Origin of the sequence: Williamsia sterculiae, from assembly GCF_900156495.1 — a bacterium.
Classification (GTDB): Bacteria; Actinomycetota; Actinomycetes; order Mycobacteriales; family Mycobacteriaceae; genus Williamsia_B; species Williamsia_B sterculiae.
In genome coordinates this window covers 190,056-208,720 of the sequence record NZ_FTNT01000007.1, presented here as the reverse complement: position 1 = coordinate 208,720, position 18,665 = coordinate 190,056, and the positions used below count along the sequence as shown (strand labels likewise).

The 18,665-nt window shown below is 67.4% G+C and carries 14 protein-coding genes and 1 other RNA gene; 8 read left to right on the top strand and 7 right to left on the bottom strand.

Features of this window, described 5'->3' with window-relative positions; genetic code table 11:
* Window positions 1-148 precede the first annotated feature (148 nt).
* The 4 genes from BW971_RS13020 to BW971_RS13005 all read left to right on the top strand — a co-directional run bounded on the left by BW971_RS13020 (window position 149) and on the right by BW971_RS13005 (window position 3,810).
* On the top strand, window positions 149-799 hold the full coding sequence (locus tag BW971_RS13020) for an ABC transporter permease (protein WP_076480319.1): 651 nt from the start codon (window positions 149-151) through the stop codon (window positions 797-799).
* Entirely contained in the window at window positions 792-1,985 is a 1,194-nt protein-coding gene (locus BW971_RS13015) for an ABC transporter ATP-binding protein (protein WP_076480179.1), read from the top strand. Before BW971_RS13020 ends, BW971_RS13015 begins: the two co-directional genes overlap by 8 nt.
* Window positions 1,982-2,812: an ABC transporter permease gene (locus tag BW971_RS13010; RefSeq protein ID WP_407701219.1), complete on the top strand. Its 831-nt coding sequence runs from the start codon at window positions 1,982-1,984 to the stop codon at window positions 2,810-2,812. Before BW971_RS13015 ends, BW971_RS13010 begins: the two co-directional genes overlap by 4 nt.
* Window positions 2,813-2,886: 74 nt before the next feature.
* Complete coding sequence (locus tag BW971_RS13005; RefSeq protein ID WP_076480315.1) at window positions 2,887-3,810, top strand: glycine betaine ABC transporter substrate-binding protein; 924 nt, start codon at window positions 2,887-2,889, stop codon at window positions 3,808-3,810.
* A gap of 24 nt (window positions 3,811-3,834) precedes the next feature.
* On the opposite strand, the gene BW971_RS13000 is transcribed toward BW971_RS13005, so the two are convergent.
* From BW971_RS13000 to BW971_RS12985, 4 genes are all read right to left on the bottom strand, one after another.
* Window positions 3,835-4,836: an endonuclease/exonuclease/phosphatase family protein gene (locus BW971_RS13000; RefSeq protein WP_143690341.1), complete on the bottom strand. Its 1,002-nt coding sequence runs from the start codon at window positions 4,834-4,836 to the stop codon at window positions 3,835-3,837.
* An 11-nt stretch (window positions 4,837-4,847) separates the two neighbouring features.
* On the bottom strand, window positions 4,848-7,859 hold the full coding sequence (locus BW971_RS12995) for a bifunctional [glutamine synthetase] adenylyltransferase/[glutamine synthetase]-adenylyl-L-tyrosine phosphorylase (protein ID WP_076480177.1): 3,012 nt from the start codon (window positions 7,857-7,859) through the stop codon (window positions 4,848-4,850).
* A gap of 103 nt (window positions 7,860-7,962) precedes the next feature.
* Entirely contained in the window at window positions 7,963-9,303 is a 1,341-nt protein-coding gene (locus BW971_RS12990) for a glutamine synthetase family protein (RefSeq protein ID WP_076480175.1), read from the bottom strand.
* Between the two features lie 84 nt (window positions 9,304-9,387).
* Window positions 9,388-11,022 (bottom strand): alpha/beta hydrolase, encoded by a 1,635-nt coding sequence (locus BW971_RS12985; RefSeq protein ID WP_083709913.1) that lies wholly within the window; start codon window positions 11,020-11,022, stop codon window positions 9,388-9,390.
* 216 nt (window positions 11,023-11,238) lie between these two features.
* On the opposite strand from BW971_RS12985, the gene panB reads away from it, so the two are divergent.
* From panB to BW971_RS12970, 3 genes are all read left to right on the top strand, one after another.
* Window positions 11,239-12,093, top strand: coding sequence for a 3-methyl-2-oxobutanoate hydroxymethyltransferase (gene panB, locus BW971_RS12980; protein WP_076480171.1), 855 nt, complete (start codon window positions 11,239-11,241; stop codon window positions 12,091-12,093).
* A 99-nt stretch (window positions 12,094-12,192) separates the two neighbouring features.
* The gene (gene pip, locus BW971_RS12975; RefSeq protein ID WP_076480311.1) at window positions 12,193-13,152 is read left to right on the top strand and encodes a prolyl aminopeptidase; all 960 of its coding nucleotides are present in this window, start codon (window positions 12,193-12,195) and stop codon (window positions 13,150-13,152) included.
* Between the two features lie 46 nt (window positions 13,153-13,198).
* Entirely contained in the window at window positions 13,199-14,734 is a 1,536-nt protein-coding gene (locus BW971_RS12970; RefSeq protein WP_076480169.1) for a CYTH and CHAD domain-containing protein, read from the top strand.
* A 27-nt stretch (window positions 14,735-14,761) separates the two neighbouring features.
* Here the strand turns inward: BW971_RS12970 and rnpB are convergent.
* Window positions 14,762-15,181, bottom strand: an RNA gene (gene rnpB, locus BW971_RS12965) — RNase P RNA component class A.
* Between the two features lie 147 nt (window positions 15,182-15,328).
* On the opposite strand from rnpB, the gene BW971_RS12960 reads away from it, so the two are divergent.
* Window positions 15,329-16,318, top strand: coding sequence for an alpha/beta hydrolase (locus tag BW971_RS12960; RefSeq protein ID WP_076480309.1), 990 nt, complete (start codon window positions 15,329-15,331; stop codon window positions 16,316-16,318).
* A gap of 3 nt (window positions 16,319-16,321) precedes the next feature.
* On the opposite strand, the gene BW971_RS12955 is transcribed toward BW971_RS12960, so the two are convergent.
* On the bottom strand, window positions 16,322-17,296 hold the full coding sequence (locus BW971_RS12955) for a helix-turn-helix domain-containing protein (RefSeq protein ID WP_076480167.1): 975 nt from the start codon (window positions 17,294-17,296) through the stop codon (window positions 16,322-16,324).
* Window positions 17,297-17,390: 94 nt separating this feature from the next.
* The gene (locus BW971_RS12950) at window positions 17,391-18,584 is read right to left on the bottom strand and encodes an alcohol dehydrogenase catalytic domain-containing protein (protein WP_076480165.1); all 1,194 of its coding nucleotides are present in this window, start codon (window positions 18,582-18,584) and stop codon (window positions 17,391-17,393) included.
* Window positions 18,585-18,665 lie beyond the last annotated feature (81 nt).

Here is an 18,665-nt window from a genome sequence, read left to right as displayed (position 1 = left end):
ACTCGCACAACCCGCCGCCCGAAAAGAGTGTTACGCGAAGATTTTGAGACACGAAATCGGAGTTGTCCCACAATTCTGCCCGAATACCGCAAAGATGAGCAGACAATGTCAACGCTCTGGGCTTCGGTTCCGTACGGGGAGGCTTGATCTGAACGACATCTGGGACTTCATCAGCAACCGGCGCTCGCAGTTGGTGACCGATTCGTACCTGCACGTCAGCGCCGTCATCCAGTGTGTCCTGCTGGCGACGGTCATCGGGGTGGTCGTCGGCGTCGCCGTCTACCGCAGTCCGGCGGGGTCGGCGCTGGCCACCGCACTCTCCAGCGCCATCCTCACCGTCCCCTCCTTCGCCCTGTTGGGTCTGCTGATCCCGCTGTTCGGGCTCGGCGTGGTCCCCACGGTCATCGCACTGACCCTGTACTCGCTGTTGCCGATCATCCGCAACACCATCGTCGGTCTGGCGGCCGTCGACCCGGCGATCACCGATGCGGCCAAGGGCATCGGGATGAACCCGTGGCGCGTGCTCGGTCGCATCGAGCTCGTGCTGGCGTGGCCGTCGATCCTCACCGGGATGCGGGTGAGCACACAGCTCGCGATGGGCATCCTGGCCATCGCCGCCTACGCCAAGGGACCCGGTCTGGGAAACCTGATCTTCTCCGGACTGTCCCGCATCGGCAGCCCGACGGCCGTGCCCCAGGCGTTGGTCGGAACCGTGCTCGTCGTCATCCTCGCCCTCATCCTCGACGCCATCTACGTGGTGATCGGAAAACTGACCACTTCGAAAGGCATCCGTGACTGACGCGCACGTCACCGGCGAATCCAGCACCCCCGTGACCAATCCGGACATCTCCGGGGTCGAGATCATCCTCGACCACGTGGAGAAGCGCTATCCCGGCCAACAGCAACCCGCGGTCGCTGATGTGTCGCTGACCATCCCGGCGGGCGAGATCGTGATCCTGGTCGGCCCTTCCGGCAGTGGCAAGACCACCACGATGCGGATGATCAACCGCCTCATCGAACCGTCGTCTGGACGCATCACCATCGGTGGTCGCGACGCGTTGTCCATCGACCCGAACGAGTTGCGGCGCACCATCGGCTATTCCATCCAGCAGGCCGGGTTGTTCCCGCACATGACCGTCGGACAGAACATCGCGGTGGTGCCCAAGCTGCTGAAATGGAAGAAGGACCGGATCAACTCCCGCGTCGACGAACTGCTCGACCTGGTCGGCCTGGACCCGGGTCAGTTCCGGGGCCGATACCCGCGCCAGCTGTCCGGTGGTCAGCAGCAGCGTGTGGGCGTCGCCCGCGCGTTGGCCGCCGACCCACCGGTGCTGTTGATGGACGAGCCCTTCGGTGCCGTGGATCCGATCACTCGCGGACTGCTCCAGGACGAGCTGATGCGGCTGCAGTCCGAACTCCGGAAGACCATCGTCTTCGTCACCCACGACTTCAGCGAAGCCGTCAAACTCGGTGACCGTATCGCCGTGCTGGGTGATCAGTCGGCGGTCCTGCAGTACGACACCCCTGAGGCGATTCTGGCCCACCCCGCCAACGAGACGGTAGCCGGCTTCGTCGGGTCGGGCGCATCGCTGCAGCAGCTGAATCTCTTGCGGGTCCGCGACGTGGACATCGAACAGCGACCCACCGCGAAGGAGAGCGACTCGGTGGCCGAATTCGCCGCGCGCGTCCAGGACTGGGGTGTCATCGTCGACGACCGCGATCGGCCGATCCGGTGGACCGACCGCGACCACCTGCAGGGCGCCTCGTCGTTGCGCGACATCGGTGTCGCCCTCGGTGAGACCGTCAGCACCCAGTCGACATTGCAGGACGCGTTGGAGGCGATCCTGGCCGAGCGCAACGCCTCCGCGGTGGTGACCGGGGCCCGCGGCCGTTACCACGGCGTGGTGACCATCGAGACCCTCATCGAGACCATCCGGGGGCTGCGCGCCGAACACGCGGACACCAAGGTCGGGGATCGCCGGTGAGCACCGACACCGGTCACACCGGGGCACCGGGTGTGACACCCGAAGCCCCCGAGCCGGACGACGTCGCCGCACCCGCCACCAACGCCGACCCGATCTCCCGGGCCACCAACGTCCAGTTGTGGTTGCAACCGATCATCGTCGCCGTCGTCGCGGTGGCCGTCATCGCGTGGGCCTTCAGCCAGGACCTCACGGCGACGCAGAAGGCGACCGTGAACGCCTCCTATGTATGGGATCTGTTCCTGCAGCACCTCGCCCTCACCGTGGCGATCACCCTGATCGTGGTGATCGTCGCCATCCCGGTGGGTGTGTTGGTCACCCGCAGGCGATTCCGTTGGTTGGCGCCCGTCTTCATCGGGTTGGCCAACATCGGTCAGGCCGCCCCGGCGATCGGCCTGCTGGTGCTGTTCTTCCTCTGGACGGCGACCACCGGGTTCTGGGTGGGTGTGTTGCCCATCGCGTTCTACTCGATCCTGCCGGTGCTGCGGAACACCATGCTCGGTCTGCGTGAGGTGAATCCGACCCTGATCGACGCGGCGAAGGGGCAGGGTATGAGCGGCCTGACGGTGTTGCGCCGCATCGAGCTACCGCTGGCCGTGCCGTTCATCCTGGCCGGCCTGCGCACCTCGCTGGTGTTGGCGGTGGGTACCGCGACCCTCTGTTTCCTGGTGGACGCGGGCGGCCTCGGCATCCTCATCGACACCGGATACAAGTTGCGCGACAACGTGACCCTGATTCTCGGTGCGGTGCTGGCCGTCTGCGTGGCTCTGGCCGTGGACTGGCTCGGTGCCGTGGCCGAGAAGTACCTGAGCCCGAAGGGACTTCGTTGATGAGGAGTTCTCACCCGCGCAGACGCGCCCGCGGTGTGGTCCTCGGCGTTGCCGCGCTCCTGAGCGCCACGGTGATGCTGGTGAGCGGCTGCGGTCTGCAGTCCGGCGGCGCCTTGCCGCTGAAGGTCGAACCGGGCACCATCACCCCGCAACCGGATCTCAAGGGCGCCAAGCTGGTCGTGGGGTCCAAGGACTTCACCGAGCAGGTCATCCTGGGGTACATCCTGGAGTTCACCCTGTCGGCGGCGGGTGCCGACGTCCGCGACCTGACCAACATCTTCGGCTCCAACAGCACCCGCGACGCGATGGTCGCCGGTCAGGTGGACCTGACCTACGAGTACACCGGCACCGGGTGGATCAACTACCTGAAGAACGAGAAGCCGATTCCCGACGCGCGGGAGCAGTACATCGCGGTGCGGGATGCGGACAAGAAGAACGGGATCGTCTGGCTCGACCCGGCACCGATGGACAACACCTACGCGCTGGCCACCAACCAGGCCAATGCCAAGTCCACCGGCGTCAAGACACTGTCGGACTACGCCGCCTTGGTGAAGAAGGACCCCAGCCAGGCGACCACCTGTGTGGAGACCGAGTTCCGCAGTCGTCAGGACGGATTCCCCGGGATGGCGGCCGCGTACGGTTTCAACCCGGCGGCCGCGCCCACCCAGATCCTGCAGACCGGTGTCATCTACCAGGCGATCGCCAACAGCAACTGCAAGTTCGGTGAGGTGTTCACGACCGACGGGCGCATCAAGGCGCTGAATCTCGTGGTGCTCGACGACGACAAGAAGTTCTTTCCCCGCTACAACGCGTCGGTGACCATGCGGGAGGCCATCGCGCAGAAGTACCCGTCGATCGCCAAGGTCACCGCGCCGGTGTCCGCGGCCCTGACCATCCCCGAGATCACCGAATTGAACCGTCAGGTCGACGTGGACGGTCGGGAGCCCGCAGATGTCGCCCGCGACTGGATGGTGTCGAAGGGATTCGTGAAGGACTGAGCAGTCGGATCGCGGTGCTGGGGGTCAGCCGGCCCGCAGCACCGCGACCAGTCCACGATGATCGGACCCACCGACCGTGAACGACGACAACGACTCCGCACGCCAGCCGGTGGAGATCACGTGGTCGAGGGTGACCGCGGGACCCCACCACCGATCCTCCGGATAGGTCGGGAGTAAACCCGCACCGGCGGTGTCACCGGCGTCACGATAACCACCGACCAACAGGTCGCGGAAGCGTTTGTGGTCGTAGCCGCTGTTGAAGTCGCCCGCCGCGATCGCGGGCCCCCGCACACCGCGCAGTTCGGTGCCCAGCATGGACAGTTCGGTGGCCCACAGTCGCGGGGCGTCGGGCAGCGCCTGCTGCTTGACCGGTGGCACCGGGTGCACCGAGAAGACCGTCGTCGCACCGACTCCCGGCAGGTCGATCACCGCCCGCAGGTTCTCGAACAACAGATTGGGTACCCGGGCGCGGTCACGCATGGGTTGTCGGGTGAACAGGGCACCGCCCCGACCACCGGGCTTCGGTGCGCTGTACTCGTTGGGTAGCAGCGTTCCGATCCCTGCGTCGCGCAGGCGTTGCAGCGCTTCGGGACTCAGTTCCTGCACCGCGAGCACGTCGGCGCCGGTGCTCCGTACCCGTTCCACCAGGTCGTTCACATCGCCGGCACCGAGCCGGATGTTGGCCGACACCACCGTCACGCGCGCGCCTCCCGAGGCATCGTCATGCACCCAGAGCGGGTATTGCGTCCACCCGGCGACCCCGACGACGACGACGGCCAGCACCAACGCGATCCAGCGACGGGCGATGGCGAAGAAGACGACCGCGAGCACCCCGCCCAGAACCGCGAACGGGACCACCGCCGTGGCGGCCGTCGCGACCTCACCGCGGGAGGCGTAGAAGTGCAACCAGATCGCCACCGCCGCAGCCGCGATGAGCAGCCAGCCGAGCACCACCACCACGAACCACAGGATCCGGAGGATCACCGACCCCCGGTCACCGACGCGCCCGGAGCGCCTCCCCCTCATGCGCCAGCAGCCTATTCACCGAACACCTTGAGGACAACGGCCTTGGCCCGGCGGGTCACCCGCAGGTAGTTGTCCAGGAACTCCGCGGCCTGATCGTCGGGCCAACCGGCCGCATAGGCCACCGCCCGCAGCACCGGCCCCGGACCGGGCAGCTGATCCACGGGTTTCCCGCGAACCAACACCAATGCGTTGCGGGCGGCGGTGGCCGTCAGCCACGCCTCCGACAGCAGCGCCACGTCGTTCTGGCCCAACAACTCCGCCGCACCGATCGCCTCCAGACACTGCAGGGTCGAGGTGTTGTGCAGGCTCGGCAACCGGTGGGCGTAGCGCAGTTGCATGAGCTGCACGGTCCACTCGATGTCGGCGAGACCGCCGCGGCCCAGTTTGGTGTGCGTGTGCGGATCGGCGCCGCGGGGCAACCGTTCGGCGTCGACCCGGGCCTTGATCCGACGGATCTCACGGACGGTGTCGCGCGACACCCCGCCCTCGGGGTACCGCGTCACGTCGGCCATGAGCAGGAACTCGGTGCCGAGCTGCTCGTCGCCCGCGACCGTGTTGGCCCGCAGCAGCGCCTGCACCTCCCACGGCTGTGCCCATTGCCGGTAGTAGGCCGCGTAGGCGGCCAGTGTCCGCACCACCGGACCGTTGCGTCCCTCGGGGCGCAACCCCGTGTCCACCTCCAGCGGCGGGTCCGCGCTCGGCGTCGACAACAACGCACGCACCCGTTCGGCGATGGTGTTGGCCCACCGCACCGCACCCGCCTCGTCGGACCCCGGCACCGGATCGCAGACGAACAACACGTCGGCGTCCGAACCGTAACCGAGTTCGTTGCCGCCGAGCCTGCCCATCCCGATCACCGAGAGCAGAGCCGGGGCGGGTTCGCCCCGCTGACGTTCGGAGTCGGCCACCACCACCATCAACGCCGCGTTCAGCACCGCCGCCCACACGCTCGACACCGCCTCGCACACCTGCGGGACGTCGAGCATGCCCAGGATGTCCGCCGATGCGATCCGGGCCAGTTCGGCGCGTCGATGCGAGCGGGCGACCGCTATGGCCCGCTTGGGGTCCTGCTGGCGCAGCGCCGACGCGATGAGACCGCCCGCCACGTCCGCGGGTTTCACCTCCACCAACTTCGGCCCGTCGGTGCCGTCGGTGTAGAGCCGGATGACCTCCGGTGAGCGCATCAACAGTTCGGAGATGTATGCCGAGGTGCCCAGCACGCGCATCAACCGCTCGGCCACCACCCCCTCGTCGCGGAGCAACCGCAAGAACCAGTCCAGGTCGGCAGCCGCCTCGCACAGCCTGCGATAGTTCAGCAGACCCGCGTCGGGGTCGGGGGTGCGACTGAGCCATTCGAGCAGCGTCGGGAGCAACAGTTCCTGGATCTGGCCCCGGCGACCCGTCGCCCCGGTCAGCGCCTGCAGATGCCGAAGCGCCCGGTCGGGCTGGGTGTAACCCAGCGCCGCGAGCCTGCGCTCCGCCGACGTGTCCGACAACCGCAGCTCGTCGGCGTCGAGGCGGGTCACCGAGTTGAGCAGCGGGCGGTAGAAGAGCTTCTCGTGCAACCGCCGTACCCGCAGTGATTGACGGTGGATCTCGGCCCGCAGTACACCCGTCGCATCGAGGTCCCCCTCGGGGCGGATGTGCGCGGCGCGGGCCAACCAGCGCATGCCCTCGTCATCGTCGAACGGCGGCAACATGTGTGTGCGTTGCAGTCGCTGCAACTGCAGGCGGTGTTCCAGCAATCGCAGGAACTCGTACGACGCGGTCAGGTTGGCACCGTCGTCGCGGCCCACGTAGCCACCCGCCGTCAAGGCCGACAGCGCCGCGACGGTCGACGGCACCCGCAGCGTCTCGTCGACGCGACCGTGCACCATCTGCAGCAACTGCACCGCGAACTCGACGTCGCGAATGCTGCCGCTGCCCAGTTTCAGTTCCCGATCCCGCAGACCCTCGGGCACGTTCTGTTCCACCCGGCGACGCATGGCCTGCACCTCCGGGACGAAGTCCTCCCGCTCGCAGGCCTCCCACACCATCGGGCTGACCGCCTCGAGGTACCGCGCGCCCAACTCCATGTCACCGGTCATCGGCCGGGCCTTGAGCAACGCCTGGAACTCCCACGTCTTGGCCCAGCGCCGGTAGTAGGCCAGATGCGACTCCAACGTCCTGGTCAGCGCGCCCGCCTTGCCCTCGGGTCGCAGCGCCGCATCCACCTCGAAGAAGGCCAACGAGCCGATCCGCATGAGTTCACCGGCCAGCCGCGCGCTGCGCCCGTCGGCGGGCTCGCTGACGAACACCACATCGATGTCGCTGACGTAGTTGAGTTCACGAGCGCCGCACTTGCCCATCGCGATCACCGCGAGACGACCGGTGGGATCGTCGTCGCCACAGATCTCACCGATCGCGACGGCCAGCGCCGCGGTCATCGCGGCGTCGGCCATGTCGGCGAGGTGGACACCGACCTCGGGGAACCACATGACGGGTTCGTCCTCGACCGTCGGCGCGAGGTCGCGCGCGGCGAGTTGCAGCAGCAGTTCGCGGTAGGCGGTCCGCAGGGCCACCACCGCTCGGGGTCCCGAGATCGCCGCCCGGTGAATCTGATTACCGCGGTCCACCTCGTCACCGACCGGTACCGCCTCCACCGATCCCAGCATCCGGGCGAACATGGCGTCCCGATCGGGCAACTCGTCGACAACCAACAGCCGCCAGCTGCGGGTCTCGGCGACCAGGAAATCGGCCAGCGCGGAGGACGACCCGACGACCGCGAACAGCCGTCCGCGGAAGCACCTGTCCTCGCGTAGCAGCAGGTCGATCTCGGGCCAGTCACCTTCGACCGCCGACTCCAGCCGCACGAGACTCCGCAACGCCAGATCGGCATCGGGTGCACGGGACAACGCCCACAGCAGGTCGACGGATTTCTCGTTGTTCCACCCCAGGGCGGCGAGGTCGTCAGCGGCGGTGGGGTCGAGCAGACCGAGCCTGCCGGGTCCGGGAACCCGGTTGCGCGGGAGGGGCGGTGTCACGCCTCGACGGTAGTCGCGTCACCCGGCGACCCGGAAATCACGCGCTGCCGCGACCCTCGCCCACGTCGGCCTGGGGGCTACACCGGCTCACACCGGCACGAGCTCACAGGGACAGGTAGGTGTCCAGCTCGTACGGTGTGACGCGGCTGCGGTAGGCGGCCCACTCCGCCCACTTGTTGCGCTGGAAGTAGTCGAAGACGTGCTCACCGAGGGTCTCGGCGACGAGTTCGGAGCGTTCCATCACCTTCAAGGCGTCAGCGAGACTGCCGGGCAGTTCCTCGTACCCCATCGCCCGGCGCTCGCCGGAGGTCAACGCCCACACGTCGTCCTCGGCCTCATCGGGGAGTTCGTAGTCCTCCCGGATACCCTTCAGCCCTGCGGCCAGCAGCACCGCGAAAGCCAGATACGGGTTGCAGGCCGAATCGGGGCTGCGCACCTCGATGCGGCGCGACGACGCCTTGTTGGGGGTGTACAGCGGCAGGCGAACGAGTGCCGAGCGGTTGGCACCACCCCAGGTGGCCGCGGTGGGCGCCTCACCGCCGTGGATGAGCCGCTTGTAGCTGTTCACCCACTGGTTGGTCACCGCGCTGATCTCACTCGCGTGCGCGACGATGCCCGCGATGAACTTCTTCCCGGTCGCCGAGAGTTGCTGCGGGTCGTCGGGGTTGTGGAAGGCGTTGGTGTCACCCTCGAACAGGCTCATGTGCGTGTGCATCGCCGACCCCGGGTACTCGCTGAACGGTTTGGGCATGAACGTCGCCCAGACACCCTCACCGAGCGCCACCTCCTTGACGAGGTAACGGAAGGTCATCACGTTGTCGGCCATCGACAGCGCGTCGGCGTAGCGCAGATCGATCTCCTGCTGTCCCGGCGCACCCTCGTGGTGGGAGAACTCCACCGAGATGCCCATCGACTCCAGTGCCTCGATGGCGTGCCTGCGGAAGTTGGGGGCGGCGGTGTGGATGGACTGGTCGAAGTAGCCGCCGGCGTCGGCCGGGACGGGCAACTCACCGGCCTCGGGCGCGTTCTTCAACAGGAAGAACTCGATCTCCGGGTGCACGTAACAGCTGAATCCCTCGTCGGCCGCCTTGTTCAGCTGCCTGCGCAACACGTGCCGCGAGTCCGCCCACGACGGGGTGCCGTCGGGCATGGCGATGTCGCAGAAGATGCGGGCCGAGTGGTGCCGACCGGTACTGGTGGTCCACGGCAGGATCTGGAACGTCGAGGGATCGGGTTTGGCGATGGTGTCGGCCTCCGACACCCGCGAGAACCCCTCAATCGATGAACCGTCGAAGCCGATTCCCTCGTTGAAGGCACCCTCGAGTTCGGCGGGTGCGATGGCCACGGACTTCAGATAGCCGAGGACATCGGTGAACCACAGCCGCACGAACCGGATGTCGCGCTCCTCGAGGGTCCGCAGCACGAATTCCTTTTGGCGATCCATGCTCCGGAGACTAGGAGGGTGCTGTTAAATCCGTGTTACGAGACTGATTCAAGCAGAATATGCAGGCACTTCAGTCGCAGTGTCTCAGCATGTGAGTCCGACTTTCGGCAGAGTGAGATCGACGAAGTACGCGTTGACCGCGTCGTCGACGCAGCGCACCCCCTCGAACGAGACCGTGTGCTGGGTCCCGCGATACGTGATCAGCCGGGCGTCGAGTTGTTTCGCCAGATCCACCCCGGCCGCATACGGGGTCGCGGGATCGTTGGTGGTGGACACCACCACGGTCGGCGGCAGGCCGGGCGCGTCGATGCGATGCGGGGTCGACGTGTTCGGCACCGGCCAGAAAGCACACGCGTCCTCGGCACCGTGTCCGGTGCCACGGCCGTCGTCGCGGAACGGCGCGACTCGACGGGTGTCGGTTTCCAGCCGGTCGACCGTCGCGCGATCGGTGATCGGGGGGTCGTCGACGCAGCGGATGGCCGTGAACGCGTCGGCACTGTTGTCGTAGGCACCGTCCTTGTCGCGGCCCTCGTACAGATCGGCCAGCCGCAGGATCGTGTCGCCGCGACCCTGAGTCAGTTCGCCGAGCCCGCGGCGCAGATACTTCCAGAGATCCTTGCTGTACAGCGCCTGACTGGTGCCGGTCTGCGCATCGCCGTACGACAGGCCGCGCGGGTCGGCGGTACGAGCCGGTCGGTTGATGAGTGGCCGCACCAATTGCTGGAAACGCTGGGTGGACGTGGTCGGGTCGGTACCCAGCGCGCAGTCGGGCCGGGTCGCGCAATCCTTGGCGAAATCGTCGAACGCCTTCTGGAAACCCTCGTTCTGCCGCAGGTTCTCCGCGACCGGGTCGGCTGCCGGATCGACCGCCCCGTCGTTGACCATGGCACGAATCCTGTCGGGGAACTGCTCTGCGTAGGAGGCGCCGATGCGGGTTCCGTACGAGTAACCGAGGTAGTTGAGCTTGTCGTCGCCGAGGGCCGAGCGCAACACGTCCATGTCGTGGGCGACGTCGACGGTGCCGAGGTGCGCGAGATACTCGTCGCCCATCCCGCTGGAACACTTTCGGGCGTCGTCGCGGGCCTCGCCCTCCATCCGGGCGATTCCCGCGGGCGACCAATCGGTGTCGTCGCGGGCCCGGTCGCGGTCACGGTCGGCGTCGGTGCGGCACCGGATCTCGGGGGTCGAGCTGCCCACCCCTCGGGGGTCGAATCCCACCAGGTCGAACCGTCGGGACACCGCCTGCCGGTCCAGATCGGCGGCCTGGCCGGCCACGAAGGTGACCGCCGAGGCGCCGGGGCCGCCGGGGTTCATCATCAGCGAACCGATCCGGGGGCCCGTGGCGCTGAGCTTGTACACCGCGATCTGCGCGGTGGCCCCGTCCGGCCTGGTGTAGTCGACCGGGACGGTGAGCATCCCGCATCGACTGCGCTGCTTGGGGTACCCGTCGTCCCCGGGGAGGAATTTCTCGCAACCACCCCAGGCGATCTTCTGGTCGTAGAACCGGCTGAGATCAGCGGACTCCGAAGCCTGCGAGGAACGCGGCGCGGCGCTCGCCGACGATGTCGCCCCCAGCGTGTCGGCGGGCACCGCCTGACCGGTCTCCGTACTCGCACAACCCGCCGTCCCGACTCCGAGCCCGACGATCACCACACAGAGCAGCACCGGGGCGCGGCCGAACACTCGCAGCCGAAGGAGTCGGTGCCGAGAAGGTCGCATCGGGCCATCCTAGGCAGCGCGACACAGCCGACCGCAGCGGTACGCGTTGTGACCGAAGGCACAGGTCGTTACGGGTTCACGGGTGCGTGCCGGTGCGAGAATGGCGTTGTCCATATCCACCCGGGTACCCCCGGTGGGACACGACACGACATCGGAGTCTCGGTGTCGCCGCCGTGCCCTCACCCCACGGGGACTCGAGGCACGAAAGAGACACTCATGTCCGACAGCTCTGTCTACGGCGCGTCCGCGTCCTCCGCTCCCGCCGACTCCGCCTCCCGTCGCACCACCCGGGTACACCATCTGGCCCAGATGAAGGCCGAGGGTGACCGATGGTCGATGCTCACCGCATACGACTTCTCCACCGCACGGGTCTTCGACGAGGCGGGGATCCCCGTCCTCCTGGTCGGCGACTCCGCCGCCAACGTGGTCTACGGCTACGACACCACGGTCCCGGTCTCTGTGGACGAACTGCTGCCGCTGGTTCGTGGCGTGGTCCGTGGCGCACCGCACGCACTGGTGGTCGCCGACCTGCCCTTCGGCTCGTATGAGGCCGGCGCGCAGCAGGCGCTCGAATCGGCCATCCGGTTCTTCAAGGAGGGCGGTGCCCACGCGGTGAAGCTGGAGGGCGGTGAACGCGTCGCCGACCAGATCGCCGCGCTCACCGCCGCCGGGATCCCGGTGATGGCCCACATCGGTTTCACGCCGCAGAGCGTCAACGGCCTCGGCGGATTCCGGGTCCAGGGTCGGGGCGATGCCGCCGACCAGCTCGTCGCCGACGCCATCGCGGTCCAGGAGGCCGGTGCCTTCGCGGTGGTGATGGAGATGGTGCCCGCCGACCTCGCCGGTCAGATCACCCGCAAGCTGACCATCCCGACGGTCGGGATCGGCGCGGGTAACGAGACCGACGCACAGGTCCTGGTGTGGCAGGACATGGCCGGACTGACCAGCGGAAAGACCGCGAGATTCGTCAAGCGTTTCGCCGACGTCGGCACCGAGCTGCGCACCGCCGCCCGCACCTACGCCGACGAGGTGCGCACGGGACGTTTCCCCGCCCCCGAGCACTCGTATTGATCACCCGCCCCGCTCGCCGAGAGATCCGCCGGCCGATACCCCGGTGAAAGACCGACCGGTCCCGAGCTCTCGCAGCCGGGGTACGGGCATAGTTGAGTGATGACCCACGCTGCCCTCTACCCGGAGATCGAACCCTACGAGACCGGTCACCTCGACGTGGGCGACGGCCAGCAGATCTATTGGGAGACCGGCGGGAATCCGAACGGCCGCCCGGCGGTGGTGGTGCACGGCGGACCCGGTGGCGGGACCACCCCGCTGCAGCGGCGGTTCTTCGACCCGCAGGCCTACCGCATCATCCTCTTCGACCAGCGCGGTTGCGGGCACTCACGCCCGCACATCGCCGACGGTGCCGACCTGACCATCAACACCACCTGGCATCTGGTCGCCGACATGGAGCGACTGCGCGAACACCTCGGTGTCGAGCGATGGCAGTTGTTCGGCGGTTCGTGGGGATCGACGCTGTCGTTGGCCTACGCCCAACGTCACCCGGAACGGGTCACCGAACTCGTGCTCCGCGGCATCTTCCTGCTGCGCCGCGGCGAGATCGACTGGTATTACAACGGTGGCGCCGCGAACATCTTCCCTGACCTGTGGGAGGACTATCTGGCACCGATCCCCGTCCCGGAGCGGCATGACGACCTCGTGGCCGTCTACCACCGGCTGCTGAACTCCGACGATCCCACGGTCGCCGCACGAGCGGCGATGGCCTGGACCGAATGGGAGCGTTCCACCAGCCACCTCATCCGCCCGCCCGATCAGGAACCCGAACAGGAGCGGTTCGCATTGGCGTTCGCGGGTATCGAGAACCACTACTTCATGAACGGCGGATTCCTCGACGAGGGCCAACTGCTGCGCGACGCCGACCGCATCGCCCACATCCCCGGAGTCATCGTGCAGGGCCGCTACGACGTGGTCTGCCCGGCCCGTAGTGCCTGGGACCTGCACCGGGCCTGGCCCATCGCCGACCTGACCATCGTGCCCGACGCCGGGCACGCCTCCTACGAACCCGGCATCGCCGCCGAACTGGTTGCCGCGACCGACGCTTTCGCGCGGCGCTGACCCGACCGACAGACCACGCAGCACGACGACAGGAGCAGACACCACCGTGAGCGCCACCGAACATCTGGAGATCGAGCTGAAGTTCGACGTGGACGCCGGGCGGGTGGTCCCGGACCTCAGTGGGCTACCCGGGGTGGCGACGGTGGCCGATCCCTACGTCGAGTCGCTGCAGGCGATCTACTACGACACCGAGCGACTGGATCTGCTCTCGAACAAGATCACCCTGCGCCGACGCCGCGGTGGACACGACGCCGGGTGGCACCTCAAGCGGCCGTCCGTCGGTGCGGGGCGACGCGAACTCCATCTACCCGACGACGGCATCGTGGCCGACATCGGTGACATCGCGGCCGCCGGGGTCGAGTCCTCGTCCCCCGTACCCGACGAGCTGATCGTGCCGGTGTTGGCGCTCACCCGACACCACACCCTGATCCCGATCGCCTCGATCGACACCCGACGGACCGTCACCGAACTCCTCGACGCCGAGGGTGCCGTCCTGGCCGTGATGTGTGCCGACCAGGTGACCGCGCAGTCGTTGTTGCCGCACGGCGCCGGCCATCAGTGGGCGGAATGGGAATTCGAACTCGACGGCGGTGGTCGGGGGCTGCTCGACGCGGCCGAGTCCGCTCTCATCGCGGCGGGCGCCCAGACCGCGTCCAGCGCGTCGAAACTTGCCCGCACCGTCGGCGACATCCCGCCGCGACGCAGGCACGGGATGGGTGCCGAGCCCACCGCACTGGAACTGGTGCTCACCCAGGTCGCCCAGCACGTCGACCTGTTGGTCGCCAACGATCCGTTGGTCCGCGCCGACGAACCCGATGCGGTACACCAGATGCGCGTGGCCGCGCGCCGCATCCGCAGCGTGCTGCACGGCTTCCCGGACGTGATCTGGGGTCCCAAGACCAGACATGTCGCCGACGAGTTGAAGCTTCTCGGACAGTTGCTCGGTGCCGCCCGCGACGCCGAAGTGCAGTTGGCCCGCAACGAGGATTCGCTCGCGGGCGAGGATCCGGGGGCGGGGCTGCGCACCCTGCTCGTCGACGAGCTCGCGCGGACCCGGGCGGATGCGATGGCCGTGATCCAGACGTCGATGCACTCCGATCGGTACTTTGCGTTGTTGGATGGTCTCGACGAGTTGTTGGCCCGACCGGAACCCGGCGAGCGGGCCGAGAACCCCGCGGAGGACGAGATACGCCGCGCCGTCCGCAAGGGCCGCAAGGCGGTGGCCAGAGCGCAGGCCCACGCCGCGGAACTGCCCGAGGGTTGCGACGAGTGGACCGAGGCCATGCACACGGTGCGCAAGAAGGCCAAGCGCTTGCGGTACAGCGCTGAGTCGGCCGCCGACCTGCCCAACGGGGTCGCCACCAAGAAGCACAAGACCATCGCCAAGGCCGCCAAACGCATCCAGTCGTCGCTGGGCGACCTCCACGACGCCGCGCTGGCCAGGGAACGGCTGCGCGAGGCACTCACCCACGACGGGCTGCACCGCCATGACGCATTCGTGCTCGGTCGGATCGACGCCCACGAACAGAGGTTGTCCGACGCCGCCCTCGCCGAGTACCGGGCGGTCGCCCGAGAACTCTAGAGCGCGAGACCTGTGACAGGTGCGGGGCGAACGAGTCGGCCTGTAAGCCGGATCCTGTGCCGACCACAGGGGTCGGCGGCGGCCATCCATCTGGGCACACCGTCACCGGGTACCTCGAGCGGTCCACCCGCAGGCTCGGGCGAGCAGCCCTCCGACACCTGCGCAGCCGCACCGCGGACGGTGCGACCTTCGACCTTGCTCCGGGTGGGGTTTACCGAGCCGCCGCGGTCACCCGCGGCGCTGGTGCGCTCTTACCGCACCGTTTCACCCTCACCGACGCCGTTGCGAGCAACGGGTCGGCGGTCTGTTCTCTGTGGCACTGTCCCGCGGGTCACCCCGGGTTGTCGTTAGCAACCACCCTGCTCTGTGGAGTCCGGACTTTCCTCGGTGTCGGGCACATCGATACCCACCGATGGTTCCCCACACCGCGGCCGCCCGGCCGGCTCGTTCGCCCGGTCAGACTATCGCAGCGGGCCGGCAGACTCCCCGGCACGCCCGACGTGGTTTACTCGTGCTGGGCGGGGTGACAAGCGCGTTGCCAGGGGGAATCACATGGTCCGCAATTCGATCTCGGCGAACTGTTTCAGGACGGTCGTGATCGTGGTGTCGTCGATCGCGGTGGTGTTCGGCGCGGGCACGGCGACCTCACTCGCCGCACCGTCCTCCGGCGGGTCCTCACCCGTCGCGACGGCGGCCGCCGCGGCCACCCTCACCAAGATCGCGTATCCGAATCCCCGCCGGGCGCAGCTCAGTGTCTACTCCCCCGCCATGCGCAAGGTGGTCAGGGTCGACGTACTGGTCCCGGCGAACCGTACGAAACCGCACCCCACGCTGTACCTGCTCGACGGCATCGACGCGGGGGTCTACACCGGCTACCGGGAGAGCGGTTGGACCGACCAGACCGACGTCGCCGCGTTCATGGCCGACAAGGACGTCAACGTGGTGCTGCCCATCGGTGGGACCGCCGCCTACTACACCGACTGGCAGCGTGACGACCCGATTCTCGGCCGCAACAAGTGGGAGACCTTCCTGGCCGACGAACTCCCGCCGCTGATCGACAAGACCTTCGCCGGGAACGGCACCAACGTCATCGGCGGTCTGTCGATGGGGGCAACCGGGGCGATGGCGCTGGCCGTCCGGCACCCGGATCTCTACACCGGGGTCATGGCGCTGAGCGGAGCCCTGGATCTGCGCTCGCTGGCCGCCAAGCAGGCTGTCCAGGGCACCGTTCTCACCCGTGGCGGGAATCCGAACTCCATGTGGGGTCAGGTCGACGACCCGGACTGGGCCGCCCACGATCCGGCCGCCCACGTATCCGCGCTGCGCGGCAAGACCATCTACGTCGCGGTCGGCAACGGAACGCCGGACCTGCGGCTCGGACTCGCGGGGTTGGCTTCACCCGTGGGCGGCTTCCTGGAGAGCGCGTCGCTGGCGAGCACCCGGGACTTCCAGGTGGCGGCCCGACGTGCGGGGGTCGATGTCACCTACAACTTCCGCACCGGCCTGCACTCATGGGGTTATTGGAAGCAGGATCTGCACCGGGCGTGGCCCACTCTGGCCACGGCACTGCGTCTGCCCCGGTAGCCGTTACCGGGTACCTCGATCCCGTTCCCGATACTCACCCGGTGTGATCCCTGCGGCGGAACGGAACGCGCGATGAAAATTGCTGGTCGTCTTGAACCCGGTCTCACGGGCGATTGCGCTGATCGGACGGTCGGGGTAGCGATGCAGCAGCTGCTTGGCGGTGTCGATGCGTAACGTTCGGACGAGCTGCATGACCGAGGTGTCGCTGCCTTCGTAGAGCCGGTAAAGGCTACGGCGGGAGAGATGAGCGCCGATGGCGATGTCGTCGGCATCGAGGTACGGATCCGCCAGATGGGTGCGGATGAACGTCCGGATCTGGTCGTGTTGGAGAAAATCAGGCAGATCCGGTCGCCGGCTACGGGCGGCGTACGCGAGCAAGGTCGACGCCAAAGCCGAGGCATGTGTCGCGAGGTAGTCCGCGCCCTGAGGGTCGTGTTGCTGGGTGGCCGCGAAGTTGATGAAGAAGGCAGCGATCGCGGACATCGCTCCGTCGCATTCGATCGTGACCGCGAGTAGATCGCTGTCACGGGTCAGCCCGGCCAACGCGTAGGCGTTGTCGGCGTCGAGGTGAACGATGACCTGGTGGTACGGGCCGTCGTGATACATCGTGAACGGCAGCGTGCTGTTGTACACCACAAAGGACCCGGGGAGAACCACGGCGGTGCGGTCGGATTGCTGCAGGATTCCGGAGCCGGAGATCTGGAAGACCGCGAACAGGTCTTCCCTGTCTTCGCGGCCCCGGCCGAGTTCCGCGCGGCCACGGCGCGCACAGTCACCGGAGACTCGTTTCGACGACAGCGCGAACGTCTCGTATTCGCCCCGAACGACATCGGCGCGCAATCGGGGTGTGGTGGGATCGCACACGACGTCGACGTAGACGCGACGCCTTATCTCACGCCAGTGGTCGATCGCGTCCTGAGGCGCCTGGTCGGAAGTCGACCACTGTGCGATGCGCTCACCCGGGGCACCTCCCGTCATGGCTGCTCCTCCCGACCTCGGCGGAGGTTCGTGACCGCGACCGACGAGCGGCGGTCACGAACCTCCCACGATATAGCTGGTGGTCTCAACGGGGTCAGGAAGCGAGCATCCCATGCGGGTCGATGATGTACTTCTCCGCCGACCCCTCGTTGAACACCTCGTAGGCGTTCGGCACCTCGTCCAAGGTGATGACCTTGGGGTTGAGCATCGCGTTCAGGTAGGGCATGCGGTCCCACAGGATCGCCATCATCAGTTCGCGGTTGTATCGCATGATCGGCGCCTGCCCCGCCGTGACATGTGGGGACTTGATCCACGCCTTGCCGAACTCGAGGGGGAAGATCCCCTCCTGCTCGGCCTCGGTCGGTGCGATCGGGTCGGGACCGTAGACACCGATGACACCGGTGGCACCGCCGGCCCTGGTGGCATCGAGCACCTGGTTGATCGCGGCCGCGGGCAACAGCTCGTCGGATTGGGCACCGATGCCGTGCGCCTCGGAGCCGACGTAGTCGACCGCGCAATCGACACCGGGCTCGCCCAGGATCGCCTCGATCTGGTCGGTCAACGGTACGTCTTTGCCCAGGTCGATCGTCTCACAGCCGTTGTTGGCCACCAGGTTCAGACGGTCCTGGTCATAGTCACCGACGATGATGCACGAAGCACCGAGCAATCGGGCCGCCGCGGCACCACACCGACCGACCGGGCCCGCGCCGGCGATGTAGACCGTCGAGCCCGGCTTGGCTCCGGCCTCCATCAGTCCGTGGAACGCGGTCGGCAGGATATCCGACAACACCGCCAGGTCCAGGATCTTGTCCATCGCCTGGTCCTTGTCGGGGAATCGCAGCAGCTGGAAGTCGGCGTAGGGCACGAACAGATACTCGGCCTGCCCACCAGTGAAGTCTCCCAGGTTGAATCCGTAAGCGGCGCAGGCGACATCGGGATTCGCGGTCTCACACACCTCGGTGCGTCCGGCGCGACAGTTGCGACACCGGCCGCAGGCGACGTTGAACGGCACGGAGACCAGATCCCCCTCGGAGAGGAACTCCACGTCCGAGCCGACTTCGATGACCTCGCCGGTCATCTCATGGCCGAGGACTGCCCCCTGCTTGAACGGGAACGAACCCCGGTAGATGTGCAGATCGCTGCCGCAGATGTTCGTCGCGACCATCTTGAGGATCACGCCGTGCGGTGCCTTGTTCCCGTTGGGCATCTCCAACTTGGGAAAATCCAGATCCTGCACCCGAAAATCTTTTACGCCTTCGAACACCACAGAACGATTATTCGATGCCATAACTGCCAACTCCTCTTCACATCACGCTGATACCGGACGCCGTGTTGTCGGGTGACGCACCGGCGAGTGCTCTTCGACGCT

Coding starts and splice junctions, on each gene's coding strand:
- BW971_RS13005 (WP_076480315.1), top strand. CDS start 2,887: ATGCTGGTGAGCGGCTGCGGTCTGCAGTCCGGCGGCGCCTTGCCGCTG.
- BW971_RS13000 (WP_143690341.1), bottom strand. CDS start 4,836: ATGAGGGGGAGGCGCTCCGGGCGCGTCGGTGACCGGGGGTCGGTGATC.
- BW971_RS12990 (WP_076480175.1), bottom strand. CDS start 9,303: ATGGATCGCCAAAAGGAATTCGTGCTGCGGACCCTCGAGGAGCGCGAC.
- BW971_RS12985 (WP_083709913.1), bottom strand. CDS start 11,022: ATGCGACCTTCTCGGCACCGACTCCTTCGGCTGCGAGTGTTCGGCCGC.
- panB (WP_076480171.1), top strand. CDS start 11,239: ATGTCCGACAGCTCTGTCTACGGCGCGTCCGCGTCCTCCGCTCCCGCC.
- pip (WP_076480311.1), top strand. CDS start 12,193: ATGACCCACGCTGCCCTCTACCCGGAGATCGAACCCTACGAGACCGGT.
- BW971_RS12955 (WP_076480167.1), bottom strand. CDS start 17,296: ATGACGGGAGGTGCCCCGGGTGAGCGCATCGCACAGTGGTCGACTTCC.
- BW971_RS12950 (WP_076480165.1), bottom strand. CDS start 18,584: ATGGCATCGAATAATCGTTCTGTGGTGTTCGAAGGCGTAAAAGATTTT.